Source organism: Phenylobacterium sp. (genome assembly GCF_016793225.1).
Lineage (GTDB): Bacteria > Pseudomonadota > Alphaproteobacteria > Caulobacterales > Caulobacteraceae > Phenylobacterium.
In genome coordinates, this window is the sequence record NZ_JAEUMN010000018.1 from 1 (window position 1) to 24,530 (window position 24,530).

At 71.9% G+C, this 24,530-nt stretch carries 28 protein-coding genes, 1 tRNA gene and 1 pseudogene; 15 read left to right on the plus strand and 15 right to left on the minus strand.

Translation table 11 applies throughout. From position 1 onward, the window contains the following. The 4 genes and pseudogenes from JNK30_RS01660 to JNK30_RS01675 all read left to right on the plus strand — a co-directional run. Positions 1 to 150, plus strand: a pseudogene (locus tag JNK30_RS01660) (DNA ligase-associated DEXH box helicase); the annotation flags it as partial. A gap of 101 nt (positions 151 to 251) precedes the next feature. Then, positions 252 to 467 (plus strand): hypothetical protein, encoded by a 216-nt coding sequence (locus JNK30_RS01665; RefSeq protein WP_293479565.1) that lies wholly within the window; start codon positions 252 to 254, stop codon positions 465 to 467. A 52-nt stretch (positions 468 to 519) separates the two neighbouring features. Next, positions 520 to 705 carry a hypothetical protein gene (locus tag JNK30_RS01670; protein ID WP_293479567.1) on the plus strand — a complete coding sequence of 62 codons (186 nt, stop codon included), beginning with the start codon at positions 520 to 522 and terminating at the stop codon, positions 703 to 705. Positions 706 to 740: 35 nt separating this feature from the next. After that, positions 741 to 2,363, plus strand: a complete 1,623-nt coding sequence (locus tag JNK30_RS01675; RefSeq protein ID WP_293479569.1) for a cisplatin damage response ATP-dependent DNA ligase — start codon at positions 741 to 743, stop codon at positions 2,361 to 2,363. Positions 2,364 to 2,545: 182 nt separating this feature from the next. Here the strand turns inward: JNK30_RS01675 and JNK30_RS01680 are convergent, their stop codons facing one another. From JNK30_RS01680 to JNK30_RS01695, 4 genes are read right to left on the minus strand one after another with little or no spacing between them, the layout of a single operon-like run. Continuing rightward, positions 2,546 to 3,157: a CmcI family methyltransferase gene (locus JNK30_RS01680; RefSeq protein WP_293479571.1), complete on the minus strand. Its 612-nt coding sequence runs from the start codon at positions 3,155 to 3,157 to the stop codon at positions 2,546 to 2,548. A 4-nt stretch (positions 3,158 to 3,161) separates the two neighbouring features. Beyond that, positions 3,162 to 3,707: a methyltransferase domain-containing protein gene (locus JNK30_RS01685; protein WP_293479573.1), complete on the minus strand. Its 546-nt coding sequence runs from the start codon at positions 3,705 to 3,707 to the stop codon at positions 3,162 to 3,164. After that, on the minus strand, positions 3,704 to 4,708 hold the full coding sequence (locus JNK30_RS01690; RefSeq protein ID WP_293479574.1) for a hypothetical protein: 1,005 nt from the start codon (positions 4,706 to 4,708) through the stop codon (positions 3,704 to 3,706). The genes JNK30_RS01685 and JNK30_RS01690 overlap by 4 nt, the downstream gene beginning before the upstream one ends. Then, a complete protein-coding gene (locus JNK30_RS01695; RefSeq protein ID WP_293479576.1) occupies positions 4,705 to 5,238 on the minus strand; it encodes an HAD family hydrolase in 534 nt (177 codons plus the stop codon). Before JNK30_RS01695 ends, JNK30_RS01690 begins: the two co-directional genes overlap by 4 nt. 141 nt (positions 5,239 to 5,379) lie before the next feature. Between JNK30_RS01695 and JNK30_RS01700 the strand changes: the two genes are divergently transcribed. Genes JNK30_RS01700 through argE form a run of 3 tightly spaced genes read left to right on the plus strand, consistent with a single transcriptional unit; the run spans position 5,380 to position 8,329 of the window. Then, complete coding sequence (locus JNK30_RS01700; RefSeq protein ID WP_293479578.1) at positions 5,380 to 6,588, plus strand: threonine ammonia-lyase; 1,209 nt, start codon at positions 5,380 to 5,382, stop codon at positions 6,586 to 6,588. A gap of 11 nt (positions 6,589 to 6,599) precedes the next feature. Further along, positions 6,600 to 7,109: an FKBP-type peptidyl-prolyl cis-trans isomerase gene (locus tag JNK30_RS01705; protein ID WP_293479579.1), complete on the plus strand. Its 510-nt coding sequence runs from the start codon at positions 6,600 to 6,602 to the stop codon at positions 7,107 to 7,109. Positions 7,110 to 7,159: 50 nt separating this feature from the next. Next, a complete protein-coding gene (gene argE, locus JNK30_RS01710) occupies positions 7,160 to 8,329 on the plus strand; it encodes an acetylornithine deacetylase (protein ID WP_293479581.1) in 1,170 nt (389 codons plus the stop codon). On the opposite strand, the gene JNK30_RS01715 is transcribed toward argE, so the two are convergent. Further along, positions 8,286 to 9,338 (minus strand): glycosyltransferase family 2 protein, encoded by a 1,053-nt coding sequence (locus tag JNK30_RS01715; protein ID WP_293479583.1) that lies wholly within the window; start codon positions 9,336 to 9,338, stop codon positions 8,286 to 8,288. The two genes, argE and JNK30_RS01715, sit on opposite strands and share 44 nt — an antisense overlap. Positions 9,339 to 9,370: 32 nt before the next feature. On the opposite strand from JNK30_RS01715, the gene rfbC reads away from it, so the two are divergent. After that, positions 9,371 to 9,925 (plus strand): dTDP-4-dehydrorhamnose 3,5-epimerase, encoded by a 555-nt coding sequence (rfbC, locus tag JNK30_RS01720; RefSeq protein ID WP_293479585.1) that lies wholly within the window; start codon positions 9,371 to 9,373, stop codon positions 9,923 to 9,925. Between the two features lie 151 nt (positions 9,926 to 10,076). Here rfbC and queG read toward each other — a convergent pair whose 3' ends face one another. After that, positions 10,077 to 11,216 (minus strand): tRNA epoxyqueuosine(34) reductase QueG, encoded by a 1,140-nt coding sequence (queG, locus tag JNK30_RS01725; protein WP_293479587.1) that lies wholly within the window; start codon positions 11,214 to 11,216, stop codon positions 10,077 to 10,079. After that, positions 11,197 to 11,889 carry a glutathione S-transferase family protein gene (locus JNK30_RS01730; RefSeq protein WP_293479589.1) on the minus strand — a complete coding sequence of 231 codons (693 nt, stop codon included), beginning with the start codon at positions 11,887 to 11,889 and terminating at the stop codon, positions 11,197 to 11,199. Before JNK30_RS01730 ends, queG begins: the two co-directional genes overlap by 20 nt. A gap of 144 nt (positions 11,890 to 12,033) precedes the next feature. On the opposite strand from JNK30_RS01730, the gene JNK30_RS01735 reads away from it, so the two are divergent. After that, positions 12,034 to 13,026: a zinc-dependent alcohol dehydrogenase family protein gene (locus tag JNK30_RS01735; RefSeq protein WP_293479591.1), complete on the plus strand. Its 993-nt coding sequence runs from the start codon at positions 12,034 to 12,036 to the stop codon at positions 13,024 to 13,026. A 7-nt stretch (positions 13,027 to 13,033) separates the two neighbouring features. Here JNK30_RS01735 and JNK30_RS01740 read toward each other — a convergent pair whose 3' ends face one another. Further along, positions 13,034 to 14,128 carry a citrate synthase/methylcitrate synthase gene (locus JNK30_RS01740; RefSeq protein WP_293479593.1) on the minus strand — a complete coding sequence of 365 codons (1,095 nt, stop codon included), beginning with the start codon at positions 14,126 to 14,128 and terminating at the stop codon, positions 13,034 to 13,036. Between the two features lie 80 nt (positions 14,129 to 14,208). Between JNK30_RS01740 and JNK30_RS01745 the strand changes: the two genes are divergently transcribed. Both JNK30_RS01745 and JNK30_RS01750 read left to right on the plus strand, forming a co-directional pair. Then, on the plus strand, positions 14,209 to 15,372 hold the full coding sequence (locus tag JNK30_RS01745) for a citrate synthase (RefSeq protein ID WP_293479594.1): 1,164 nt from the start codon (positions 14,209 to 14,211) through the stop codon (positions 15,370 to 15,372). Between the two features lie 86 nt (positions 15,373 to 15,458). Next, positions 15,459 to 16,262: an undecaprenyl-diphosphate phosphatase gene (locus JNK30_RS01750; protein ID WP_367118721.1), complete on the plus strand. Its 804-nt coding sequence runs from the start codon at positions 15,459 to 15,461 to the stop codon at positions 16,260 to 16,262. Positions 16,263 to 16,266: 4 nt separating this feature from the next. Here the strand turns inward: JNK30_RS01750 and JNK30_RS01755 are convergent, their stop codons facing one another. Then, the gene (locus tag JNK30_RS01755) at positions 16,267 to 17,178 is read right to left on the minus strand and encodes a sulfotransferase domain-containing protein (RefSeq protein ID WP_293479595.1); all 912 of its coding nucleotides are present in this window, start codon (positions 17,176 to 17,178) and stop codon (positions 16,267 to 16,269) included. Between the two features lie 81 nt (positions 17,179 to 17,259). Next, positions 17,260 to 18,231, minus strand: a complete 972-nt coding sequence (locus JNK30_RS01760; protein WP_293479596.1) for a complex I NDUFA9 subunit family protein — start codon at positions 18,229 to 18,231, stop codon at positions 17,260 to 17,262. A gap of 99 nt (positions 18,232 to 18,330) precedes the next feature. Here JNK30_RS01760 and JNK30_RS01765 point away from each other — a divergent pair. Then, positions 18,331 to 18,416, plus strand: a tRNA-Leu gene (locus tag JNK30_RS01765). Positions 18,417 to 18,435: 19 nt separating this feature from the next. On the opposite strand, the gene JNK30_RS01770 is transcribed toward JNK30_RS01765, so the two are convergent. Beyond that, on the minus strand, positions 18,436 to 19,707 hold the full coding sequence (locus tag JNK30_RS01770) for a cytochrome P450 (RefSeq protein WP_293479597.1): 1,272 nt from the start codon (positions 19,705 to 19,707) through the stop codon (positions 18,436 to 18,438). Between the two features lie 110 nt (positions 19,708 to 19,817). Between JNK30_RS01770 and JNK30_RS01775 the strand changes: the two genes are divergently transcribed. Next, positions 19,818 to 19,997, plus strand: coding sequence for a rubredoxin (locus JNK30_RS01775; RefSeq protein ID WP_293479598.1), 180 nt, complete (start codon positions 19,818 to 19,820; stop codon positions 19,995 to 19,997). 64 nt (positions 19,998 to 20,061) lie between these two features. Here JNK30_RS01775 and JNK30_RS01780 read toward each other — a convergent pair whose 3' ends face one another. Next, positions 20,062 to 20,844 (minus strand): SDR family NAD(P)-dependent oxidoreductase, encoded by a 783-nt coding sequence (locus JNK30_RS01780; protein ID WP_293479599.1) that lies wholly within the window; start codon positions 20,842 to 20,844, stop codon positions 20,062 to 20,064. A gap of 54 nt (positions 20,845 to 20,898) precedes the next feature. On the opposite strand from JNK30_RS01780, the gene JNK30_RS01785 reads away from it, so the two are divergent. Continuing rightward, positions 20,899 to 21,312, plus strand: coding sequence for a YkvA family protein (locus tag JNK30_RS01785; RefSeq protein ID WP_293479600.1), 414 nt, complete (start codon positions 20,899 to 20,901; stop codon positions 21,310 to 21,312). Between the two features lie 108 nt (positions 21,313 to 21,420). Here JNK30_RS01785 and JNK30_RS01790 read toward each other — a convergent pair whose 3' ends face one another. Both JNK30_RS01790 and JNK30_RS01795 read right to left on the minus strand, forming a co-directional pair. Next, positions 21,421 to 22,344, minus strand: coding sequence for a DMT family transporter (locus JNK30_RS01790; RefSeq protein ID WP_367118722.1), 924 nt, complete (start codon positions 22,342 to 22,344; stop codon positions 21,421 to 21,423). A 12-nt stretch (positions 22,345 to 22,356) separates the two neighbouring features. Continuing rightward, complete coding sequence (locus JNK30_RS01795) at positions 22,357 to 22,680, minus strand: hypothetical protein (RefSeq protein ID WP_293479602.1); 324 nt, start codon at positions 22,678 to 22,680, stop codon at positions 22,357 to 22,359. 125 nt (positions 22,681 to 22,805) lie between these two features. Here JNK30_RS01795 and JNK30_RS01800 point away from each other — a divergent pair, with 125 nt between their 5' ends. Next, positions 22,806 to 23,501, plus strand: coding sequence for a hypothetical protein (locus JNK30_RS01800; RefSeq protein WP_293479603.1), 696 nt, complete (start codon positions 22,806 to 22,808; stop codon positions 23,499 to 23,501). On the opposite strand, the gene JNK30_RS01805 is transcribed toward JNK30_RS01800, so the two are convergent. Then, positions 23,502 to 24,500, minus strand: coding sequence for an NADPH:quinone oxidoreductase family protein (locus JNK30_RS01805; RefSeq protein WP_293479604.1), 999 nt, complete (start codon positions 24,498 to 24,500; stop codon positions 23,502 to 23,504). Between the last annotated feature and the right edge of the window lie 30 nt (positions 24,501 to 24,530).

Genomic DNA, 24,530 nt, shown 5'->3' on the forward strand with positions numbered 1-24,530 from the left:
GAGCTCACCGCCACAGTCGACGAACTGCGCCCGGGCGAGCTCTGGATCACCCACGGGCGCGAGGAGGCCCTGGCCCGCTGGGCCGCCCTGCACGACATCCCCGCCCGCGCCCTGGCCCTGGTGGGCTACGAGGACGACGAGGACAGCTGAGCCGAAGCCACGCGGCTCCTCCACCGGTTCTCCCGAGGTCGATCACGAACGCGTGATCGGCGCGCCCCTACCGTCACCCCGCGCCAACACGGAGGTGATCCATGCGCAAGACCCTGACCTTGACCACCGTCGCCCTCGTCGCGGGCGGGCTCGTGGCCTGCAAGCCGTTCTGGCAGAAGGACCCCGCGCCCGAGCCGGCCCCCGAGGCGGCGACGACCGTGCCGCCGCAGCCCGCAGCGCCGGCGGCCGCCGCGCCCACGGCGCCGCCCGGCACACCTGAGCAGCCGACGGCGCAGACCGAGCCTTCGAAGCGCTAGGCGGAACGGTCGCGAAGGCGTGGCGTTGGCTCCCCGCAAGAGGAGCCGCGCCATGTCCGAACCCCATACGCCCCCCGACAGCCTCGGCGGTCCCCTGTCGCGCCCGTCCGGCGACGGCCTGCCTGCGGTGGACGGCGGGCGCGAGCCGCCCGGTCCCGGCGACGCGGTGGACCCGGGCCTGCTGGAGGGCGACGGCGATCGCGGGGTCGACACGCCCGGCCAGATTCCCGGCGCCTGATTGGCGAACCGGCGTCCAGGGCCTAGCTGTCAGGCATGCGGGCTTTCGCCGAGCTTCTGGACCGACTGTCGCTGACGCCGTCGCGCAACGCCAAGCTGACGCTCGTCCGCGACTACCTGCGCGAGACGCCGGACCCTGACCGCGGCTGGGCGCTGGCGGCGCTCACCGGCGACCTGACCTTCGATGCCGCCAAGCCGGCCTTCATCCGCAAGGCCGTCGAGGCGCGGATGGACCCCCAGCTCTTCTGGTGGTCGTACGACTACGTGGGCGACCTGGCCGAGGCGGTATCCCTGGTCTGGCCCGCGCGCCCCGGCGCCAACCGCGAGCCCGAGCTCTCCGAGGTGATCGAGGCCCTGCGCACCGCCTCGCGCAGCGAGGTGCAGCGGCTGATCGAAGGCTGGCTCGACGCCATGGCCGAGCCGCGCGAGCGCTGGGCGCTCCTCAAGCTGATGACCGGCGCCCTGCGGGTCGGCATGACCGCGCGCCTCGCCAAGCGCGCCGCCGCCGAGATGGGCGGCGTCGATCCCGCCGAGATCGAGGAGCTGTGGCATGCCCTCTCGCCGCCCTACGAGGACCTGTTCGCGTGGCTGGAGGGCCGCTCGGAGAAGCCCACCGCCGAGCATCCGGCGCGCTTCCGGCCCGTGATGCTGGCCCAGGCCCTCGACGAGGCCGTGGACTTCGGCAAGCTCGATCCCGCCGACTACGCCGCCGAATGGAAGTGGGACGGCATCCGGGTGCAGGCCGCCCATGAGGGCCTGCAGCGCCGGCTTTACACCCGCACCGGCGACGACATCAGCCGCACCTTCCCCGACGTCCTGGACGCGCTGGACGACGTGGGCGTGATCGACGGCGAGCTCCTGGTGATCCGCGACGGCCGGGTCGCCCCCTTCGCCGACCTGCAGCAGCGCCTGAACCGCAAGACCGTGGATGCGAGGATGATGGCGCAGTTCCCCGCCGCGATCCGGGTCTACGACCTGTTGCAGGAGGGCGACGAGGACCTGCGAAGCCGGCCCTTCGCCGAGCGCCGGGCGCGCCTGGAGGCCTTCGTGGCGCGGCAGGCCAGTCCGCGGATCGACCTGTCGCCGCTGCAGCCGTTCGAGACGTGGGCCGAACTCACCGCCCTGCGCGCGGATCCCCCCGCGGGCGACCCGCAGATCGCCGAGGGCGTGATGCTGAAGCGCTGGGACAGCCGCTACGAGGCCGGACGGCCCAAGGGGCCCTGGTTCAAGTGGAAGCGCGACCCGTTCCTGGTGGACGCGGTCCTGATGTACGCCCAGCGGGGGCACGGGAAGCGCTCGAGCTTCTATTCCGACTACACCTTCGGCGTCTGGACGCAGGACGGCGCAGGCCAGCGGATGCTGACGCCCGTCGGCAAGGCCTACTTCGGCTTCACCGACGAGGAGCTGCTGCAGATCGACAAGTTCGTGCGCGACAACACGATCGAGCGGTTCGGCCCCGTGCGCTCGGTGCGCGCCGAGCCGCACCACGGCCTGGTGTTCGAGGTGGCGTTCGAGGGCCTGCAGCGCTCCACGCGCCACAAATCGGGCGTCGCCATGCGCTTTCCCCGCATCAACCGGATCCGCTGGGACAAGCCGCCCGGCGAGGCCGACGAGATCGACGCCCTGGAGCGCCTGCTGCGGAAGATCGAAGCCCGCTAGAGTCGCCCACTCAACACCCGGTCATCCCGGCGAAAGCCGGGATCCAGATGGAATGGCTTAGGCGCGGCTTCGGTAGGTTCGGAGCCCTTCCCATCACGACCCCGCACGTGGATCTGGGTCCCGGCATTCGCCGGGACGGTCGGAAGCTGTTGAAATCGCTGATACAGAATACAGTTCGAACCCTAGGCGCGGAGGTAGTAGCCCTCGCGCGCGAAGGTGGCCCCGAACTTCGCCTCGCGCGCCGGGTCGGCGATCAGCAGGCCGGGGTTGTCGGCGCGGAACGCGCGGATCGCCTCCATCGGACCCGGTCCGTGGTCGGGCCGGACGGGATGGCCGTTCACCACGGTGTCCTCGACCACGAGGTAGTCGCCCGACCGCAGCCGGGGCGCCCAGAGGTCGAGCTCCCGCCGCACGTGGGCCGCCGCATGGTCGGAGTCGAGGATCAGGAACAGCGGCGCCCGATCCGCGGGCAGGCCGTCCAGGATGCGCGCGGCGATCGCCGGGTCGGCGCTGTCGCCGGTGATGAAGTCGATCAGGGGGTCGGCGGCCGCGCGCGGGTCGAGCGCCGGCCGGAAGTCGATCGAGAACACGCGTCCGGGCGCGCCGCTGTTGCGCAGCAGGTCGGCGAAGTAGAGCGCCGAGCCGCCGTGCCGCGAGCCGGTCTCGACCACCCAGCCCACGCCGTGGCCGGTGATGATCTCCTGGTAGTTCCACATGTCGGACGGAAGCTTCAGCGTCCGCACGCCGCGCCAGGTCACCTGCTTCCAGACGTTCGTCTGGTGGTACCACTTCAAGTATTCAAGCGCCGGCGGATGCATCGGCCTGCCTGGGCTTGATCCCGGTGATGCGCATGTCGCGCGGCTCGCGCAGCTTGAACTGCGCCGGCTCCTGGCGGAGCTCCACGAGACCCGCCTCGTGCATCACGAAGGCGAGGCTGCGCGGTGTGTAGCCCCAGCGGTGGACCATGAGCGGGTCCTTCCACTGCGGGTCGCCGTAGAAGACCCACATGCTGCGTTGCCCTTCGCCGCCCGGCCCCGAGGCCCGGTCCGGATCGGCCAGCAGCGCCTGGGCGGCGGAGATCAGGTTCGGGCACTCCAGGATCATCTTCCCGCCCGGCTTCAGGACCCGCACCCACTCCTTGAGCACGTCGACCACCTCCCAGCGCCAGAAGTGCTCGACCACGTGGATCGCCATCACCTCGTCGGCATGGTCGTCGGGGAACGGGGTCAGCTGGTGAAGGTCGCAGATGACGTCCGGCCGCTTCCCGGCGCGGCTCTCCACCACGTCCACGTTGACGTAGCCGTCCAGGATCTTGTCGCCGCAGCCGAGATTGAGCCGGATCATGCGCGGGCTGCTAGCACGGACGCCCACTGTCGCGCGATGGCGCGGGGCGCGAAGTCGGCGGCGATCAGCGCCTGGGCGGCCTCGATCCGCGCCGGAACGGCGGCCGGGTCGGCCAGGAGGTCCGAAAGGCCTTCGGCGAGCGTCGGCCGCACCGGCGTGTGGGCCGCGAAGGGCGCGTAGGCCGGCATGGGCTGGGCGGCCACGGGCCGTCCGGCCCAGAGCGCCTCGACCATGCGGTTGGCCGACTTCACGCGCTTCCCGGGCGTGGCCCGGCTGGGAATCACCACGGCGTCGCAGGCGGCGAGCGCGGACCATTGCGCGGGCAGCGACCACGGGGCGGCGGTCATCGCCAGCGCGCCTTGCGAGGCGGCGGAGACCTGGGCGCAGACCTCGACGATCCGCGGCGTCAGCGCCGTGAGCACGCTGAGCGAGAGCGGCCTGGCGCGGGCGAAGGCGATGAGCCCCGGGAGCTCGGCCTGCAGGCTGTCGAGGTTCGACGGATGCCCGAACCAGAGCAGCTTCAGGCGCGCGCCGGGCGCGAACCGTGCCGCGCCCCCGGGGCCTTCGTAGGGATCGGGGATCACCACCGGCGGCCGCGCGGCGAACGGCGCGGCCGCCTCGGCCATGGCGGGCGTGTTGCAGACGACCTGATCCGCGAGACCGGCCATCCGCCGGTAGTGGGCGCCCAGGCGCGGGTGGCCGAAGTGGTCGTCGCAGATGTCGAAGATCACGCGGCGGCCGGCGGTGCGGGCCCGCTCCGTGATCGCCTCGTTGCCGACGGCGACGCTCTTGGAGAAGACCAGCACGTCGGCGTCCGCAGCGGCGTCGCGCGCGGCCGCGTCGACCCCCGTGTTGGCGACGATCGCGTGGCTCCAGTCCGCTTCCGCCAGCCCCCGTGCGGGCGCCAGGACGCGGTAGCGGAGGCTGGCCACGTCGGAGGTGAGGCCGCCCGCCGGGTCGCGGATCGGCGCGGCGAAGGTGATCCAGGCGACCCGGGTCACGGTCCGCCGGCGCCGTCCGGCCAGAGGGCTTCCGACTGCAGGAACGCCGCCAGGTCGCCCCCGCCGAAGAGGACGGCGCGCACGCCCGCCCGCAGGGCCGCCTCCAGGTCGGACGGCTTGTCGCCCACCAGGAGCGAGGCCTCGCGGTCGATCGGCCAGTCCTGGAGCGCCTGCAGGATCATGCCGGGGTTCGGCTTGCGGAGCGGCGGGTCGGGGTGGCGGTAGGCCTCGAGCGGAGCCTCGGGGTGATGCGGCGCGTGGTAGAAGGCGTCGATCCGTCCGCCCGCCTCGGCCAGGTCGGCCTGCATCCGCGCGTGCAGGGCGTGCATGGCGTCCTCGGTGTAGTAGCCGCGCCCGATCCCCGACTGGTTGGTGACCACCAGCACGATCCAGCCGGCGCGGTTGAACGCCGCCACCGTCTCGCGCGCCCCCGGGATCCAGCGGAAGTCCGCCCAGCTATGGACGTAGCCGCGGTCCTCGTTCAGCACGCCGTCGCGGTCCAGGAACAGGGCGGGTTTCTGGTGGGGCATCCCGCTTCCCAATGCCCGATTCAGCGGCGGCCTCCAAACCCTCGCGACTCACCGCCGCGCCGGGCCGACCGACGCTGCGTTGCGGCATGGGCGCGGCGCCGCTAGGTTGCGCCGCCTTTTGCAGACCCGGCCGCCGCAGACATGAGCCTCGCCTTCGACGACATCCTCGCCGCCCAGGAGCGGTTGCGGGGCCATATCGAGCGCACCCCGTGCCGCCGGTCACGCACCCTGTCCGAGATCACCGGGGCCGAGGTCTGGGTGAAGTTCGAGAACCTGCAGTTCACCGCCGCCTACAAGGAGCGCGGGGCGCTCAACAAGCTGCTGCTGCTCGGCGAGAACGTCCGTGCGCGCGGCGTGATCGCCGCTTCGGCCGGCAACCACAGCCAGGGGCTGGCCTACCACGCCGCCCGCCTGGGCATCCCGGTCACCATCGTGATGCCCAAGGGCACGCCCTTCATGAAGGTGCAGCAGACCCGGGCCCACGGCGCCGAGGTGGTCATCGACGGCGAGAGCTACGACGAGGCGGCGGCGCACGCCCGCAAGGTCTGCGACGAGCGCGAGCTGACCTTCGTCCACCCCTTCGACGACATGGACGTCATGGCCGGCCAGGGGACCGTGGCGCTCGAGATGCTCGAGGACGTCCCCGACCTCGAGGTCCTGCCGATCCCGATCGGCGGCGGCGGCCTGATCGCCGGCATGGCGACGGCGGCCAAGCACCTGAACAAGGACATCCGTATCGTCGGGCTGGAGCCGGCGATGTTCCCGTCGTTCACGGCCAAGATGCGCGGCGTGCGCACCGCCGCCAACAACGGCGCCTCGACCATCGCCGAGGGCATCGCGGTGAAGGAGGTGGGCGGCCTCACCTATTCGATCGCGCGCCCGCTGATCGACGAGGTCCTGCTGGTGGAGGAGCCCTTCTTCGAACGCGGCATCGCTCTCTACTGCAACGTCGAGAAGACGGTGGCCGAAGGCGCCGGCGCGGCCTCGCTGGCCGGGCTGCTGGCCTATCCCGAGCGGTTCCGCGGCAAGAAGTGCGGCCTGGTCATCACGGGCGGCAATATCGACACGCGCCTGCTGGCCTCGGTCCTCACCCGAGAACTGGTCCGCGAGAGCCGGATCGTCTCCCTGCGGATCATCGGCGACGACCGGCCGGGCCTGCTGGCCAACGTCTCGGCCACCATCGGGCAGATGGGCGCGAACATCATCGAGGTGGCGCACAACCGCCTCGCGCTCGACGTGCCGGCCAAGGGCGCCGAGTTCGACGTGATGATCGAGACCCGCGACGCCCAGCACACCCAGGAAGTCATGGACGCCCTGCGCGAGCGCGGCTACCCGCCCCGGGTCGTGTAAGGACTGTTCAGATGAAACGCCTCGCCGTTCTCGCGCTCGCCGTCGTCGCGCTCGCCGCCTGCCAGGACAAGCCGGCCGCGAAGGGCGACGACCTGGCCCAGCAGAAGCCCTCGGCCCAGAGCACCGCCTACATGGCCAAGGTCGCCAAGGAGCCGGGCGTGAAGGTCCTGCCCTCGGGCCTGGCCTACAAGGTCGTCCGATCCGGCCCCGCCACCGGCCTCAAGCCGCAGGCGCAGGACGAGGTGAAGGTCCACTACGAAGGCAAGCTCGAGAACGGCACGGTGTTCGACTCGTCCTACGAGCGCGGCCAGCCGGCCGCCATGCCGCTCAGGGGCCTGATCCCGGCGTGGCAGGAGGCCTTGCCGATGATGCGGCCCGGCGACGAGTGGATCCTCTACGTCCCGTCCAACCTGGGCTACGGCGAGGAAGGCCAGGGGCCCATCCCGCCCGGCGCCCCGCTCATCTTCCGCATCGAGCTGATCGACGTCCTCGCCGGTCCGGGCCGCATCCAGCAGGGCTGAGGCGCCGCCGAGGGGTTCACCGGGAGGCCGCCCGGGTCTAAGCCTGGACGATGACCGACCTCTATCCCGACGCGCGCGAGCTGCTGGCCAGGCTGGTGAGCTTCGACACCACGTCGCGCGGGTCGAACCTGCCGCTGATCGCGTGGGTCGAGGGCTACCTCGACGACCTGAAGATCGCCCACCGCCGCGTCCCCAACGCCGACGGCACGAAGTCGAACCTGCTGGCGACCATCGGCCCGGCGATCGAGGGCGGCGTCGTGTTGTCGGGCCACACCGACGTGGTCCCGGTGGACGGGCAGCCGTGGACGACCGACCCCTTCGCGGTCGTCGAGGCCGACGGCCGGCTCTACGGGCGCGGGACCTGCGACATGAAGGGGTTCCTGGCGCTCGCCCTCGCCGCCGCCCCGGAACTCGCCCGCACCGCGCGACGGCCGGTGCATCTGGCCTTCTCGTACGACGAGGAGATCGGCTGCCTGGGCGCGCCGGCCATGATCGAGGTGATCCGCCGCGAACTGCCGAAGCCCGCCCTCGTCGTCGTGGGCGAACCCACCGACATGGTGGCCGTGAACGGCCATAAGGGGATCGCCACCTTCCACGTGACCGTCACGGGGCGCGAGTGCCACTCCAGCCAGCCCCATCTGGGCGTCTCGGCCGTGATGGAGGCGGTGAAGCTGATGGCCGCGCTGAACGGGCTGGCCGGGCGGCTGCAGGACGAGGCCGACCCCGGCTCGCCCTTCACGCCGAAGGGGCCCTCCCTCACTATCGGGATGGTCAACGGCGGGACGGCGCACAACATCATCGCGCGCGAGTGCCGCTTCGTGTTCGACGTCCGCTCGCCGGGACCCCGGACGCCGAAGGAGATCGTGGCGCCGTTCCTGGCCGAGGCCGAGGCCATGGACAAGGCGCTGAAGGCGCGCTTCCCCGAATGCGGCGTCGTCGTGGAGATGCGCACGGACGTGCCGCCGTTCGTCCCCGAACGCGACGGCCCGGCCGAGGCCTTCGCCCGGCGGCTCGCCGGCGACAACGGCCCGCCGCGCGTGGTGGCCTACGCCGCCGAGGCGGGCCAGTTCCAGCAGGCCGGTTTCTCCACCGTGATCTGCGGCCCCGGCTCCATCGACCAGGCCCACCAGCCGAACGAGTACGTCGAGGTGAGCCAGATGCAGCGCGGCGCGCAGTTCATGCGCCGCCTGATCGAGTGGGCCGCGGCCGAAGAGGCCTGATCACGGGCCGGCGTCCGGACAGGTCGCGCGGATTCCAGGTCATGGCGCGGGCGATCTCGCCCAGGGTGGCGCGGCGCTGGGCCTGGACGCGCCGCCGCGCGCGGAACATGGCCGGGGCCCCGGCGAAGGCCGCCCGCACCGCCCGCAGGATCAGCCGGATGTGCGGCCGGTTCTCGCGCCGCAGGTAGATCAGGACCAGCGCCATCAGGTGCAGCGGCACGACCAGCGGCAGGAGCGGGGCCGGCGTGTTCTTGAACAGCACCCAGAACCGGTTGCGTGTGCCGTGGAAGACGGCGAACTCCGACTTGCGCCCGCCGGTGGACGCCGAGCCGACATGGCGGATGGTCGCCGCCGGGACCAGCAGCGTCGGCTCCCCCGCGAGCTGCAGACGGTAGCCCAGGTCGACGTCCTCGCCGTAGCAGAAGAAGGCCTCGTCGAAGCCGCCGAGGCGCAGGAAGAGCTCGCGGTCGATCATCATCGCCGCGCCGCAGGGGCTGAACACCTCGCCCTCGCGCGCCTGGCCGCGGTCGGGGTTGAGGTAGCCGCCGCGGTAGGGGATGCCGGTGATGCTCATCACGTCGCCCAGGCCGTCCAGCAGCCCGGGATCCTCGGCCACCACCTGGCGCGAGGTGAAGGCCCGGACGTCCGGATGCCGCCCGGCCGCCGCCATCAGCCCCGCCAACCAGTCGGGCTCGGCGTAGGCGTCGGGGTTCAGGAGCACGTACCATCGCCCCCGCCCCTCCCGCGCGCCCTGGTTGCCCGCGCCGGTGAAGCCGAGGTTTTCCGGGTTGCGGATCAGCCGCGCGCCGGCGTGCGACCGGACGAACGCCTCCGCGATCGCCGCGTCGCCCGGGTCGGGGGAGGCGTTGTCGATGATCAGCGTCTCGAAGTCGCGGAAGGCCTGGGCGCCCAGGTGCTGCAGACAGGCGCGCAGCGTCGGTCCCGAGTTGTAGGCGATGACGCACACCGTGGCGGCGGGGGCCTTGTCATCGCTCGGTCCGTGCGCCATGCGAGCGCTTCACCTGTCCTGCTGGAATCGAAATGACGACGATCACGCCGCTCGCCATCCCCGACGTCCTGCTTATCACGCCCAAGCGTCATGGCGATGCGCGCGGCTGGTTCGCCGAGACGTGGAGTCAGAAGGCGCTGGCCGGCAGCGTCGCCGACACGACGTTCGTGCAGGACAACCAGGCCTTCAGCGCCGCGAAGGGCACCCTGCGCGGCCTGCATTTCCAGCTGGCCCCGAACGCGCAGGGCAAGCTGATCCGGGCGCTGCGGGGCGCGATCTTCGACGTGGCCGTCGACATCCGCGCCGGCTCGCCCACCTACGGGCGGTGGGTCTCGGCCGAGCTCACCGCCGAGGGCGGCGAGCAGCTGTGGGTGCCCCGGGGCTTCGCCCACGGCTACTGCACGATCACCGACGACTGCGAGATCTTCTACAAGGTCGACGGGCCCTACGCCCCGCAGAGCGAGGGCGGGATCATCTGGAACGACCCGGACCTCGCGATCCCCTGGCCGGTGGCGGGCGAGCCGATCCTCTCCGGCAAGGACCAGGTCCTGCCCCGCCTGAAGGACCTGGACCCCGTCGCTTTCTGAAGGGCTGCTCTCAACCGGGCTGTCATCCCGGTTTCGCCGCAGGGCGAAGACCGGGACCCATACGCGCCCGATGGCGGAGGCGGCCCGCGGCGTCGCCGCCGCGCCTCGCTGATCTAGAGATCCCCGTGGTACGCGGGCGCGGAACCCGGCATCACAGCGGCGTCCACTCCTCCTGCACCCCGGCGTCGGGCTCCTGGGCCAGACGCGCGGCCCGCAGCGCCGCGAACGTCTCGGCCGGCAGCAGCCGCGACAGCGCCCAGACCGCCGCGCCCCGCACCAGCGGGGCCGGGTCGTCCAGCAGCCGCTCGGCCTCCGCCGCCAGCCTCGGCTCCCCCGAGTTGCCGATGGCGTAGAGGACGTTGCGGAGGAAGCGGTCGCGGCCGATGCGCTTGACCGGGCTCTTGCGGAACAGCTCGCGGAACGCCGCATCGTCCAGCCGGGCCAGCTCGGCCAGGGTCGGCGACCGCAGCGCCGCCCGCGCCGCCAGCTTCTGTTCGCGCGCGGTCGTCGCGAACTTGTTCCATGGACAGACCGCCAGGCAGTCGTCGCAGCCGTAGATGCGGTTGCCCAGGGCCTCGCGGAACGCCCGCGGGACCGGGCCCTTGAGTTCGATGGTCAGGTAGCTGATGCAGCGCCGCGCATCGAGCTGGAACGGCGCGGGAAAGGCGTTGGTGGGGCAGACGTCCAGGCACGCCCGGCAGGTCCCGCAGGTCGTCGGCTCGGGCGGGTCGGGCGAAAGCTCCAGCGTGGTCAGGATCGAGCCCAGGAACAGCCACGAGCCGAACTCGCGGCTCACCAGGTTGGTGTGCTTGCCCTGCCAGCCGGCGCCGGCGCGCTCCGCCAGGGGCTTCTCGAGCAGGGGCGCGGTGTCGACGAACACCTTCAGCTCGCCGCCGAACCTGTGCTGCAGCCATCCGCCCAGCCGCTTGAGCCGCCCCTTGATGACCTCGTGGTAGTCGTCGCCCTGGGCGTAGACGCTGATCGCGCCGCGGTCGGGCCGCGCCAGGATCTCCAGCGGATCGCGGTCGGGGCCGTAGTTCACGCCCAGCACGATCGCCGAGCGCGCGCCGGACCACATCGCGCGGGGGTGCCGGTGCCGCGCGGCGGTCTCGGCCATCCAGGTCATCTCGCCGTGGCGCCCGGCGCCCACGAAGTCCATCAGCCGATCGCCGGCCGGCCAGGCCTCGTCGATGTCGGTGAAGCGGCAGAGGTCGAAGCCGAGGGCCAGCGCCTCGGCGCGGATCGGGTCGCGCGGGTCCGGGCTGGCGCGCTCAGAAATCGAGGTCGTCATAGTGCCCGGCCGGGTGCAGGCCCGGCCAGCGGTCCGACAGGAGCGGCCGGAACGCCGGCCGCGACTTGAGCTTCATGTACCAGGTCTTCACCGCCGGGAAATCGCGCCAGGGCATGTCGCCGAAGTAGTCGATGACCGATATGTGGGCCGCCGCGGCGAAGTCCGCCAGCGACAGGCGCTTTCCGGCGAGCCACTCGCGCGCCTGCAGCAGGTCGTCCAGCATGAAGAGGTGCGACTTCAGCCCGTCGCGCCCCTGGCGCAGGTTCGACAGGTCGGGCGGGCCCAGGCTGAGCAGCCGCTTCTCGATCTTCTCGTGAAGGATGTAGGCCGAGGCCTCGAACTCGAACTTGCGGTCGAACCAGGTGAGCAGCCGGCGCGCCTCGGCCCGCTCGGCCGGGTCCGCGCCGAGCAGCGCGGGGTCGGGATAGGTCTCCTCGAGATGGTCGAGGATGGCGCGGGTCTCGCAGAGCACGAGGGGCTGGCCCCCGCCCTGCGGCGCCTCCACCAGCACCGGCACCATGCCCGACGGGTTCAGCCGCGTGAGCTCCTTCGGTCGCTCCCAGTAGCGGGTCGGCGCGTCGGCGAACGCCAGCCGCTTCTCGCCCAGGGCGAGCCGCACCTGGCGCGAGGCCGGGTCGAGCGGGAAGTGGTAGAGGGTGCGGTCGATGGTCATGGCGGCTTCTGGCGGCGCGCTTCCATAGGCGAATCAGAAGGCGACCAACAGACGCCGCGGGGATTAAGGGCGCGTTTACTGTGTCGCGGGTGGCGGCTTGAGCCAGATCACGCCCCTCCCGGCGGCTCGGTGTAGACTGCGGCCATGCTCGGCATGGTGCTCAAGACGCCCCGCCATCCCCTCGTGGCCGAGGCGCTCCCGGACCCTGAGCCGGGACCTGGGGAACTGCGGCTGCGCATCCGCGCCTGCGGCGTGTGCCGCACTGACCTCCACATCGCGGACGGCGAGCTCGAGCCGCGCCGCGCCGGCGTCATCCCCGGGCACGAGATCGTCGGCGTCGTCGACGCGATCGGGCCGGGGGTGACGGGCGTCACCCTCGGGGAGCGACGTGGCGCGCCCTGGCTGGGCGGCGCCTGCGGCACCTGCCGCTACTGCCGCGAGGGCCGCGAGAATCTCTGTGACGCGCCCGAGTTCACCGGCTGGACCCGCGACGGAGGCTACGCCGAGGCCGTCGTTGCGCGCGCCGATTTCACCTTCCCGTTGCCTGAGGGCCTGTCGGACGTCGACGCCGCGCCGCTGCTCTGCGCGGGCCTGATCGGGTTCCGCGCCTGGCGCATGGCCTGCGAGGGCGGCGGCGTGCAGCGGCTCGGGCTGTACGGCTTCGGCGCGGCCGCGCATCTGCTGGCCCAGCTGGCCATCCACGAGGGCCAGGCCGTCTACGCCTTCACCCGCCACGGCGACGAGCCGGCCCAGCGTCTGGCGCGCGAGCTCGGCTGCGTCTGGGCCGGGCCCTCCGAGGCGCGCCCGCCCGACGAGCTGGACGCCGCCATCCTGTTCGCCCCGGTGGGAGACCTGGTCCCGCTGGCGCTGGCCGCGGTGCGCAAGGGCGGGTCGGTCGTATGCGGCGGCATCCACATGAGCGACATCCCGCGGTTCGCCTACGACCTCCTGTGGGGCGAGCGGCGCCTGGTGTCGGTGGCCAACCTCACCCGCCAGGACGCCATCGACTACCTGCCGCGGGCGGTGGCGGACGGCGTGCGGGCGCACGTGACCGCCTATCCGCTGGCCGAGGCCAACGCCGCCCTCGACGACCTGCGCGCCGGCCGCGTGGTGGGCGCCGCCGTCCTGACGCCGTAGCGCGGCCTCAGGCCGCCTTGCGCGGCATCGGCCCCACGTAGACGCTGGCGGGCCGGATCAGGCGGCCGCCGGCCAGCTGCTCGCGGGCGTGGGCCAGCCAGCCGGCCACGCGGCCCATGGCGAAGACGCAGGTGAACGCGCTGGGCGGAAACGCGAGCGCCTCCAGCAGCAGCGCCGTGTAGAACTCGACGTTGGTCTGCAGGCTGCGGCTCGGCTTGCGCTCGCGCAGGATCGCCAGGGCCGCCGCCTCCACGGCCTCGGCGAACTCCAGCCGCCCCTGGCGCGCGTCCAGCCAGCGCACGGCCTGCTTCAGCGCGTCGGCGCGCGGGTCGCGCACCTTGTAGACCCGGTGGCCGAAGCCCATCAGCCGGTCGCCCCGATCCAGCGCCTGCTCGATCCAGGCGCGGGCGTTCGCGGGCTCGCCGATCTCGTCCAGCATGTCGATGATCGGCCCCGGCGCGCCGCCGTGCAGCGGGCCCTTCAGCGCGCTGATCCCGGCCAGCACCGCCGACGTCAGCCCCGCGCGGGTCGAGGCCACGACACGCGCCGCGAACGTCGAGGCGTTCAGGCCGTGGTCGCTGACCGTGACAAGGTAGGTGTCCAGGGCGTCCGCCTCGGCGTCGCCGGCGGGCGCGCCGCGCAGCATGCGAAGGACGTCGGCGGCGTGTCGCAGCGCGGGGTCGGGCGCCACCGGGGCTTCGCCGGCTTGCGCGCGGACCACCGCGGCGGTGAACACGGCCGGCGCGGCGACCAGGCGAAGGGCGGTCGCGGCGTCGTCGCCGTCGGCCAGCCGCGCGGTCAGCGCGCGCATCGCCTCGATGGGCGCACGGTCGAGCAGCCCCGTGTCCAGCGCGGCGACCTCTGCGAAGACCTCGGCGCGGGCCTGGCCCAGCGCGGCCGGGAGATCCGGCGGCAGGTCGTCGTAGAAGCCGCCCATCAGCAGGGCGACGAGGTCTTCGTAGCGCGTGCGGCCGGCCAGTTCGTCGAGCGAATAGCCGCGGATGATCAGGCGCCCCGCGGCGCCGTCGACCTCGCTCAGCACCGTGTGGGCGGCGATCACGCGCTCCAGTCCGTCGGAGCCATCGGTCAGCGGTTCGGTCATGGCTGTCTCCATCTCTCTTGTAAGGCGACGGAACAGCTGCGAAGCTAAGGCGTCAATCTTGATCAATATGATCAATATAAATGCCCCAGACGGACTGGATCGCCGCCGATGACGCCTGCGCCCGCCTGAAGGTGCGGCCGCAGACGCTGTACGCCTACGTCAGCCGCGGCCGCGTCAGCGTGCGGCCAGACCCCGGCGATCCCCGGCGCAGCCTCTACCGGGCGGCCGACATCGTGGCCCTCACCGAGAGGAAGAGCCGCAGCCGCAAGGTCTCGGACGTGGCGGCGGGCGCGATCAGCTGGGGCGAGCCCGTGCTGGCCTCGGAGATCACCACGGTGCAGGGAGGCCGCCTCTACTACCGGGGCCGCGACGCCATCCGCCTGGCCGAGACCGAGACCCTCGAGGCGGTGGCGCGGCTCCTTCGCGGGGGCCATGGCGCGGCGCTCAAGCAATCCGACCGCCCACGGCCGCCGCAGGCGGGCGACATGCGCAGCCGGGCGTTCCTGGCGCTCGCGGCCCGCGCGGCGGCCGATCCTCCCATGCGCGGGCGCGCGCCTCTGGCGCTCGCGGTGGAGGCGGCCACCCTGCTCGACGTCCTGACCGACGCCGTGGCCGGGGCGGTGGGCGGCGGGCCCATCCACAACCGGTTGGCGATGGCCTGGGGCCAGGGGCCGGGCGGGCCGGGGGCCGACCTCATCCGCCGCATCCTGGTGCTCGTGGCCGACCATGAGCTGAACGCCTCGGCGTTCGCGGCCCGGGTGGCCGCGTCCACGGGCGCCAGCCTGTCCGCCGCCGCCCTGGCGGGGCTGGCCACGCTGTCGGGCCCACGCCACGGCGGGGCCACCGCGGCGGTCCGCCGCTTCGTCGCCGAAGCCGACGACCTTGGCCCGCGCGCGGCGATCCAGGCCCGGCTGGCGGACGACAGGGCCCTGCCCGGCTTCGGCCACAACCTGTATCCCGACGGCGACCCGCGCGCGGCCGCCCTGCTGGAGCGCTTCGCCCCGCCCGAGCCCCTCGCGCGCCTGCAGGCGCTGGTGGAGGCCACGACCGGCCAGGCCGCCAACGTGGACTTCGCCCTGCTCGCCGCCTGCGAGGCCCTGAGGCTGCCCGACGACGCGCCGTTCGCCCTGTTCGCCGTCGCCCGCTGCGCCGGCTGGATCGCCCACGCGATTGAGCAGGGCCAGTCCGACGCCCTGATCCGCCCGCGGGCGCGCTACGTGGGGCCCGAGCCCATGACGGACTGACCGCCGCCCAGACCGCCGCCCAGGGGCGCTTTGAGATCGGCAGATTCGCAGCCTATGGTCCGCGCCTGCGAAGCGGAGAGGTTTTCGTGCTGCCGGATTGGGTCTACGCGGTCATTCTCGGCGTCATCGAAGGCCTGACGGAGTTCATTCCGGTCTCCTCCACGGGGATGATGCTGCTCGCCAAGCAGGCGATGGGCCTGCCCAGCGGCTTCTGGGACACCTTCGCGGTGATGGTCCAGCTGGGCGCGATCCTCGCGGTGGTCGTGCTCTACTTCCGCAAGCTCTGGGACCAGGTCGTGCGCCTGCCGACCGACCCCGAGGCGCGCAAGTTCGCGCTCACTGTGATCGTGGCCTTCATCCCCTCGGTGGTCCTCGGGCTGCTCTTCCACGACTTCATCAAGGCGGTGCTGTTCGACAGCCCCATGGTGCAGTGCATCTCGCTGATCCTCGGCGGGATCGTGCTCCTGTTCATCGACCGCATGGCGCCGCCGCCGGTCGAGCACGACCCGTTCCGGCTGACCCTGAAGCGCGCGCTGGCCATCGGTCTCTTCCAGGTGCTGGCGATGATGCCGGGGGTTTCGCGGTCGGGCGCCACCATCGTCGGCGGCATGCTCTTCGGGGTGGAGAAGCGCGCGGCGGCCGAGTTCACCTTCTTCCTGGCCATCCCGACCATGCTGGGCGCCTTCGTGCTCGACGCCTGGGAGAGCCGCGACCAGCTGACGGCCGAGACCCTGCCGCTGATCGGCATCGGCTTCGCCGTGTCCTTCGTCGTGGCGATCGTGGTCATCCGCACGATGCTGGCGGTGGTCACCAGCCGGGGGCTCGCGCCCTTCGGCTGGATCCGCATCGCCATCGGCAGCGCCGGGCTGGCGCTGCTGACGTTCGCCTGAGGCTCTAAAGACCCTCGCCCGTGGCGAGCCAGCGGGCGCAGGCGGGGCCCAGTTCGGCCACGGCGCGCCGCTCGTAGGCCGCGCTTTCGGCCGGCGTGAGCACGTCCTTCCAGCGGCCGTTCACCCCCTTGTTGATGAAGGCGTCGGCGCCGCGTTCCCAGGGATCGCCGCCCAGCGGCGCCACCTTCGGCGCATTGGCCTTCATCCAGTCGAAGGTGCAGTGCCGGACGGCGTCGGCCCACTCGGCCGGGGTGAGCTCGATCTCCAGGAACTCGGCGACCTTCCGCATCTCGCCCTCGAGATCGGCCTTCAGGTTCGCGAAGTGGAGCAGCTTCACATTGGCCTGGTCGCGCAGCGCCCACCAGGTGGCGGTGTTCTCCCAGAAGGGCCAGAACGGATGCCCGTCCCGCGCCAGCCAGGTCTGGAAGTAGCGCCGGATGTCGGGGTCGGCCGGGCCGAAACGCTCGCCCACCAGCGGGCCGGGGGCGTTGTTGAACAGGTCGTAGATTTCCGGCCGGAAGCCCGCGTGGTGGTTGTGCATGCTCCACACCACGTCGCGACCGTCGCGGGCGACGTAGAGGTACTTGGCGCGGTTCGACATCGCCAGCGCGTCGGCCGGCAGGTGGGTCTTGATGATGCGGCGGTGGGCCTGGGCGCGGACGAGGTCACGCACCTCCTCGGGCACGATGCGCATGTCCCACCAGGGCGAGATGGCGCCCACCGAGACGTCGGGGTCGCCGCGGAAGATCAGCTGCGCGCAGATCTGCTGCGTCCAGGTCGTGCCCGACTTGGCGTAGCTCGCCACGATCACGTCGTCGTCGCGGAACTGGAACCCGTCCCAGTAGGTCGAGTCCATGTGGTGGTTCTGGAATTCGCGCACCTTGCGCGGAAGGTCGAGTAGTACGGATGCGGACACGTCAGGCTCCTCTTGGAGCCCAATTTACTTTCCGCGGCGTCGCCTGGATGTCGGCGATCCTGCAGACCGGTGCTGCAGGGTTCAGGAGCCGGCGAGCGCCCGCGCCTCCTGGTCGGCGTACTGGCCCCCCCGGCGGTAGGTGTAGAGGTAGGTCGGCAGCACCGCCTCCAGCGTGGTGGGCGTGACGCCAAGCTCCGCCAGGCCGGGGAAGCGCCCGCTCGCCACGTTGTCGACGCGCAGGCTTTCCACCTGGTCGGCGGTGACCGGCGGCGGGATGAGGAACGAGGCGAAGTCCCCGACCGCGCCCAGGGCCCGCGCCACCGGCCACGGCGTCGGGACCAGCAGCCGCCGCTGGCCCGTCTCGGCCAGCATCATCTCCATGAGCTCGCGGAAGCTGTAGGCGGCAGGACCGGCCAGCTCGTAGGTCTGGCCCGCCGTCGCGGCGTCGCCCACGATCCGCGCCAGAGCCTGGCCCACGTCGCCCACGAAGACCGGCTGGAAGCGCGTGCGCCCGCCACCGATCAGGGGCAGAGCCGGCGAGAACTGGGCCATGGTCGCGAAGCGGTTGAAGAAGCCGTCGCCCTGGCCGAACACGATGGACGGCCGCACGATGGTCGCGTCGGGATAGATGGCCCGCACGGCCGCCTCGCCCTCGCCCTTGGTGCGCGCGTACTTCGAACCCACCGCGGGATCCGCCCCGATCGCCGAGACCTGGACGAAGCGCTCCACGCCCTGGGCGCGGGCCGCCTCGGCCACGTTCTTCGCCCCCATGACGTGCAGCGCCTGGAAGCCCTGGCGGCCGGTTTCGTAGAGCACCGCCACCAGGTTCACCGCCGCGGCCGCGCCGTCCAGCGCACGCTCCAGCGAGGGCTTGTCCCGCACATTGGCCTGGACCACGTCCACCTGCCCCACGTCGCCCAGCAGGCGCATCTTGTAGGCGAGGTTCGGATTGCGCACGGCCACCCGCACGCGCCAGCCGGCCTTGGCCAGATACCGGACAGCCTGGGAGCCCACGAAGCCGGAGCCGCCGAACACGGTGACGAGGTTCTGCATGGGCGCGGGATTAGACGATGCGGCGCGCCCTCGCAATGGAGGCCGTTGACCCCGCCGGGGCCTTGCCATATGTAGCCGCCTCCCGATCCGACGGACCGGGCCCAGGTGGCGGAATTGGTAGACGCGCTGGTTTCAGGTACCAGTGGTTAATAGCCGTGGAGGTTCGAGTCCTCTCCTGGGCACCACCGTCGGGGACGGGGGCTCCTAATGCATCCTGAAGCGGATCGGCACGGCCTTCGGGCCGCACACGAAGCTGGCCTCCATCCGGCGGGGCTGCCCGTCCAGCTCCACCGACTCCAGCCGGGCGAACAGTTCCTCCCAGAGGATGCGCATCTCCATGCGGGCCAGGTGCTGGCCCAGGCAGACGTGGGCGCCGTAGCCGAAGGCCACGTGCTTGTTCGGCGTGCGGGTCACGTCGAACTCGAAGGGCCGTTCGAAGACGGCCTCGTCGCGGTTGCCGGACGGATAGCTCAACATCAGCCAATCGCCGGCGGCGATCTTCCGGCCGCCGAGCTCGGCGTCGGCGGTGGCGGTGCGCATGAAGTGCTTCACCGGGGTCTCCCAGCGGATCGATTCTTCGATCAGCCCGCGGATCAGGCCGGGGTCGGCCTTCACGGCCCGGAACTGCGCCGGGTTCTCGGCCAGCGCCCACAGCGCGCCGGCGGTGGTGCTGGAGGTGGTGTCGTGGCCCGCGGTGGCGGCGATGATGTAGTAGCTCATCGCCTCGAGGTGGCCGAGCGGCTGGCCCTCGATCTGCCCGTTGGCGATGACGCTGGCCAGGTCCTCCCGCGGCTTGCGCCGCCGGTCCTCGGTCATCTCGTTGAAGTAGGTGATGAAGTCGGCCACCGTCCCCTGCAGGGCCGCCAGCGCCTGGTCGGTGTCGTCGGTCCGCGCGCCGGTGCGGTTCAGCTCGGGGTCAGAGCTGCCGAACAGCTCCTGGGTGAGCTTGAGCATCCGCGGCTCGTCGCACTCGGGCACCCCCAGCACCTCCATCACCACGTGCAGGGGGTAGAGGAAGGCCACGTCCTTGGCGAAGTCGCAGCGCTCGCCGTGGGCCGCCATCCGGTCGACGAAGCCGCGGGCGATCTCGCGGATCCGCGCCTCCAGCCCCCGCAGGCTCTGCGGGGCGAAGAACGACTGGGTGAGGCGGCGGTAGGCGCCGTGGTCGGGGTTGTCCATCTGCACCAGCGAACGGACCAGGTGCGGCGAGCCGCCCATCATCGCGCGCACCTTGCGGTCGGCCTCGATGGTGGTGAGCACGGTCGAGCGGTCGCCGTTGTGGAACAGGTCGTTCTTGAGCTCGACCTCGCGGATGTCGTCCTGGCGGGTGACCACCCAGAAGGGGTCGAAGCCCTCGGGATGCGCCACGTCCAGGGGCGCCTCGCGGCGCAGGGTGGCGAAGGCCTCGTCGATCGGCGTCCAGGCCGAATAGGCCTTGGGGTCGATGATGGTGCGGGCGATCTCCTGCGGGATCATGGCGGGGTCCTCGTGAGCGGGCGTCGTCGGAAGCCCAGCATGGCGCGCGCGGCGCCGGAAATGACAGGGATCAATGCGGGCGCGCCGGGCGGCGCGGTTCTGATGGCGCCATGAGCGACGCGCCTTACAAGACCTGGCAGTGCCGCACCTGCGGCTACCTCTACGACGAAGAGGCGGGCGACCCGGCCGAGGGCCTGGCGCCGGGCACGCGCTGGTCCGATCTGCCCGACAGCTGGATCTGCCCCCTGTGCGGCACGCCGAAGTCGGATTTCGACATGGTGGAGATCTGAGGGGCCCCAGACAAAAAGAGCCTCCGCTCGCGCGGAGGCTCCATCGTCGCGTCAGACGTGGCGCTTAGCGGGGCGCCATGCGGATGGCGCCGTCGAGACGCACGTCCTCGCCGTTGAAGTAGCTGTTGGTGATCATCTCCAGCGCCAGCGAGGCGTAGTCCTCGGCGTTGCCGAGCCGCTTCGGGAACGGCACCGAGGCGGCCAGAGCCTCCTTCACCTGCGGCGGCGCCGCGTTCATCAGCGGCGTGTTGAAGATGCCGGGCAGGATGGTGTTCACCCGGATGCCGTCGCCGGCCAGGTCCCGGGCGATGGGCAGGGTCATGCCGACCACGCCGCCCTTCGACGCCGAATAGGCCGCCTGGCCCATCTGGCCGTCCTCGGCCGCCACGCTGGCGGTGTTGACGATGGCGCCGCGCTCGCCGCCTTCCAGAGGCTCCAGGTCCAGCATGCCCTTCGCCGACTTGGCGATGCAGCGGAAGGTGCCGACCAGGTTGATCTGGATGATCCAGTTGAAGGCATCCAGCGGGAAGTGCTTGGTCTCGCCCGTGGCCTTGTCGCGGCTGGCGGTCTTGATGGCGTTGCCGGTGCCGGCGCAGTTCACCAGGATCCGCTCCTGGCCGTGGGCCTCGCGCGCCTTGGCGAAGGCGGCGTCCACCTCCTCCTCGGACGTCACGTTGCACTTGCAGAAGACGCCGCCGATCTCCTTGGCGACCGCTTCGCCCTTCTGCTCGTTCATGTCGAAGATGGCGACCTTCACGCCCTTGGCCGCCAGGCGACGCGCGGTCGCCTCGCCGAGGCCCGACGCGCCGCCGGTGATGACCGCCGCGACGGATGAATTGAGTTCCATGGAACGCCCGCTCCCATATGATGGCGTGAGTAAAACCGGCGAAGCCTTACCCCCATGAGCCGCGGCGAAAAAGTCTCACCCGACGTCACCTTCGACGCCAGCCAGGTGATTTCGAAGGACCGGGCCCTGGTCCCCAGCGTCATGCGCGTGAACGAGCAGCGCGTGGCGAAGGGCTTCTGGCCCAAGATCGCCCGGGTGGCCGCGCACATTCCGTTCGCCCGCGACGCGCTCAGCGTCTGGTACTGCGCCAAGGACGACGACACGCCCATCGCGGCCAAGGGGATGATGCTGGCGGCGCTCGCCTACTTCGTCCTGCCGGTCGACGCGATCCCCGACCTGATCGCCGGACTGGGCTACACCGACGACGCCGCCGTGTTCGCCGCGCTGATGGCCGTGATCGGCCGCAACCTGAAGCCGAAGCACAAGGACGCCGCGGCGCGGGACATCGAGCGGCTGCGGGGCGACTAGAGCGCGTTCCGAAAAGTGGGAACCGGTTTTCGGATCCGAACGCGCTCAAGCTATTGATCTAGAGCCTCATTTTCCCGTTCAGACGGTTCCGTCTGAACGGGTGAGGCTCTAGCGCTCGCCCTCGGGCTCGGCGCTCAGCCGCGCCGAGCGGGCCAGCTGTTGTTCGCGCAGGGTGATGAAGAGGGTCGAGGCGACCACGACCGCGGCGCCGGCGAGCGTCCACACGGTCGGGATCTCGTTGAACATCAGGAAGCCGATGGCGGCGGCGAAGACGAGGCGGGTGTAGTCGATCGGCGCCATCGCGGCGGCGTCGCCGAGCTGCATCCCCTTGATGTAGCAGGCCTGGTTGGCGGTCGCGATCGCGCCCATGGCGCACAGCAGGGCCAGATCCATCGGCTCGGGCCAGCGCCAGGTCAGCACCGCGCCCGGGATCGCCAGCACCAGCCCGAGCACCGCCGACCAGACCAGGATCACCGTCGTGGAGTGGTCCCGGGTGAGCACCTTCATGCCCGTGACCGTGAAGGCGAACAGCAGCGACGCCGCCAGCATGGCCAGCGCCGGGAGCCCCACGGCGAACTCGCCGCCGGCGCCGGGCCGGACCATCAGGAGAACGCCCGCGAAGCCCACCACCGCCGCGCCGATCCGCAAGGCCCCCACGGACTCCTTCACCACGATGGCGGCCAGAGGCACGAGCCACAGCGTGCGGGTGAACGACAGCGCGTTGGCGTCGGCCAGCGGCATCTCCTGGAAGGCGTAGAAGCTGAGGATCATCCCCACCGTGCCGGTCAGGGAGCGGAAGATCATGATGCCGGGCCGCGTGGTGGCGAACGCCGCGCTGCGGTGGCGGATGATCAACGGCAGCAGAACGACCATGCCGGCCGCCTGGCGGTAGAAGGTCTGCAGGGCCGCCGGGTAGTCGTCGCCCAGGAACTTGATGAGCGTCGTCATCGCCGAGAACGTCAGCGCCGACAGCAGCATCCAGAGCGCGCCCTGGAGGTTCGAACTGCTGGGTCTCGGAGCCGCGCCGGCCATGCCCGCGGCGGGTCAGGGGTTCGCGCGCGCAGGCGCGGCGTCGGCTGTCGCGGGCGGGTTGTCGCGCGCGACGCGGGCCGGCTTGGGCGCCGTATGCGGATCGGTCCTTGCCGCGGGCGGCGGGGCCACGTTCACCCGCCGGGACAGGCGCTCGGGCTTCATGGGCAGCGCCGTCGGGGGCGGCGGCGCGGAGGCCGCAGGCCCGGAGGCTTCCACCCGTGCGGGTTTCGCGCACGCCGCGCCGGCCGCGCCGGCCAGCGCGATCACGGCGGCCAAGACCACGGCCACGCGCCGGTCCCCGACCTGCCCCCGCATCGTGTCCGCGCGCCTGATCATCGGCGACCATCGGTAAGGGCGCGCGCCGCTGGCCGCAAGTTTCCCCGCCGTCCGCCGCGAAGGGCCTTGGCCTGCGGCCGCGCCCCGGCCAGCGTCGGCGCCACGGGATCAGAGGGTGTGCGCACATGCCGGACCGGCGGACCATCATCGGCGGGATGCTCGCGGCGGCCGGGGCGGGCCCGGCGGCCGCCCAGCCGGCCCCGACCGGCGAGGCGCTGGCGGCCAGGCTGGTGGAGGCCATGGGCGGCGCGGCCGCTTGGCGCGCGGCGCGGGGCCTGCGGATCGCCGCCGTCCACTTCGAGCCGCAGCTTCCGGGCGCCTACGACAACGTGCTGGCGATCGCCCTGGACGCGCCGCGCATGCGCTTCGAGGGCCGCAGCGCCTGGGGCATGCGGCGCGTCCGGGCCGTGGTGGGCGACCGCGGCTGGCGGGTCAGCGAGGTGTCGCCGCTGGGTCCCATGACGCCCGCGCAGGTGAAGGGCGACCTCGACTGGTGGGAGGCCCATCCCTACCGGAACGTCCGCCGCCTGGCCGTAGCCGATCCCGGCGTGCGGCCGCGGCTCGGGGAAGGGGGCCGGCTGGAACTGGTCCGGTCCGATGGGACGCAGCTGATGTGGTACCGCCTGAACGAGGCCGGCGAACCCTACGCGTTCGGCGTGGGCGATGCCGCCGCCGGCGTGGTGCTGGGTCCGCTGGAGACGGTCCCGGGCGGGGTGCGGCTCCCGATCTGGTCGACGCGGATGGACGGCGCGTTCCGCGCCAGCGGCCAGAAGGGGCAGGTCTTCCCCGACTGGCCGCAGGTGGACTGGGAAAAGCCCTAGCTAGACGGTCACCACCACCTTGCCCATGGCCTTGCGGCTGGCGAGGTGGGCGATGGCCTCAGAGGCGCGCGACAGCGGGAAGCGCTCGGAGACGTGCGGCTTGATCTTGCCGTCGACGTACATCTGCATCAGCTCGGCGACGCTCTCCTGGTGCCGCTTCGGATTGCGGCTCACCCACGAGCCCCAGAAGACGCCCACGATCTGGCAGCCCTTCAGCAGGGCCAGGTTCAGCGGGATCTTCGGGATCTCGCCGGCGGCGAAGCCCACCACCAGGTACTTGCCCTCCCAGGCGATCGAACGCAGCGCCGGCTCGGCGTAGGCGTCGCCGATGGCGTCGTAGATCACGTCGGCGCCGTCCGGGCCGCAGGCGTCCTTGAACAGGGCCGCCAGCGCCTTCTGGCCGTCGCGGTCGAACGGGCCCTTGGGATAGACCACGCCCGAGGCCGCGCCGCGCGACAGGCAGAGGTCCACCTTCTCCTGGCTGGAGGCCGCGGCGATCACCCGCGCGCCCATGGCCTTGCCCAGCTCGACGGCCGCCAGGCCGACGCCGCCCGCGGCGCCCAGCACCAGCAGCGACTGGCCGGGCTGCAGGTCGGCGCGGTCCTTCAGCGCGTGCCAGCTCGTGCCATAGGTCATGATGAAGGCGGCCGCGTCGTCGAAGGGCATCGAGTCCGGGATCTTCACCAGGCGGTGCGCCTCGAGCGCCAGTTCCTCGGCCATGCCGCCCCAGCCCGTGTTGCCCAGCACGCGGTCGCCCGGCTTCACGTGCGTGACGCCCTCGCCCACAGACTTCACGATCCCCGAGATCTCGCCGCCCGGCGCGAATGGGCGCTCGGGCTTGAACTGGTACTTGTCCTCGATGATCAGCACGTCGGGGAAGTTCACGCCCACGGCCTTCACCTCGACCACCGCCTGGCCGGGCTTGGCCACGGGCGAGGGCACGTCCTCCAGCACCAGGGTCTCCGGCCCGCCGACGGCCTTGCTGAGCAGCGCTTTCATGGACGTTCTCCCGAATGTGTGGCGCGACCC